Genomic DNA, 1,413 nt, shown 5'->3' with positions numbered 1-1,413 from the left:
GTGCAGTTCATCTTCGCCGGGAAGGCCCATCCGGCCGACGAGCGGGGCAAGCAGATCCTGCAACAGATCTACCAGTACTCGCAGGACCCCCGGTTCGGCGGCAGGATAGCGTTCGTCGAGGACTACAGCGAGCAGCTTGCGCGCTACATGGTTCACGGCGTCGACGTCTGGATGAACACCCCCGTCCCCCTGATGGAGGCGAGCGGCACGAGCGGGATGAAGGCCGGGATGAACGGGGTGCTGAACCTCTCGGTCCTCGACGGCTGGTGGGTCGAGGGCTACAACGGCAGGAACGGCTGGGGGTTCGAGGGCCGCCCACCCACCGCGGATGGCATCCAGCCGGACGCGGAGACGATCTACGACCTCATCGAGAACGAGGTTGCGCCGCTCTACTACTCGCGGACGATGAACGACGTCCCGCACAAGTGGGTCCGGATGATGAAGGAGTCGATCAAGAGCGTCGCCCCGCAGTACTGTGCTCTGCGGATGCTCAAGGAGTACGTCACCAGGTACTACCCTTCGGTCTGCAGGTATGCGGGCGATCCGGGAGGGCAGCTGGCCGGACTTGAGGGGGTCTGCCCCGTGGAGCCCACGTCCAGGACGAGGTGATCCGGAACCACCGCCCTCCCCCGGCCGGTTCCGGCGCGCGTTCTTCTGCAGTTCATTCTCACATTAACTCTTTTCGGAATGATCCGCCGCCCGAGCAGAACAGTTAACGTTTTTAAACGGTAGATAGCAAATATCTTTACCGGAGGCCGTTGTTCGGGGTTCTGCTATGGAGTGGAAGGACGTTATCCCGGTCGTCGCGGGTGCGGCCGTGATCCTGGTCGTCGCCCTCGTAGTGAAACCCGCCCTCCTCGGGGAGCCTATCGGCTTTGGCTCTCGCGGCACCGTGCCGGTCGGCGACCCACCCGTGTACGTCCCGTCCTCGCCGGTACCGACGCCGACGCCCATCCCGGACGACGGCGAGGTTTACACCCGGAACTTCCGCTGGACGGCGATCGACGGCGGCGTCCAGACGACAGAGGTCACGGTTCCGAAAGCGCTCTTTGGCGAGCACCGGAAGACGCCGCGGTTCAGCGACTATGCCTCCTGGGGGAGGTACGCGCTCGCGAGTTCCGACCGGCCGTTCCTCGAAGACCTCGCCCGCCGGATCGCGCCTCCGGCCGCCAACCCCGACGCGGAGTACTTCCGGCTGATGAACCTCGTCTTCTTCGTCCAGCAGATCCCCTACGATAATGACGAGAATGCGACCTCCTACATCGAGGGTGCCCTCCCCCGCTACGCCATGTATAAGGGCGGTGGCGTCGAGTATCCGAAATACCCCGTCGAGACGCTCGTCGACGGGAGAGGGGACTGCGAGGACGCCGCCATCCTGATGGCGGGGCTCCTCGACGCCCTCGGCTACGATAC

General features: G+C 64.5%; 2 protein-coding genes. Both read left to right on the top strand.

The features are described 5' to 3' along the window. The coding region (glgP, locus tag ACI94_RS06735) for an alpha-glucan family phosphorylase (RefSeq protein WP_286681246.1) at positions 1–609 on the top strand (609 nt) is incomplete at its 5' end. Positions 610–775: 166 nt separating this feature from the next. Further along, on the top strand, positions 776–1,413 hold a 638-nt coding region (locus ACI94_RS06730), incomplete at its 3' end, for a hypothetical protein (RefSeq protein ID WP_286681245.1).

This window comes from Methanoculleus sp. DTU007 (assembly GCF_001512385.1).
GTDB lineage: Archaea > Halobacteriota > Methanomicrobia > Methanomicrobiales > Methanoculleaceae > Methanoculleus > Methanoculleus thermophilus.
The sequence above is the reverse complement of the archived record's forward strand: the minus strand, read 5'-3'. Positions and strand labels throughout refer to the sequence as shown.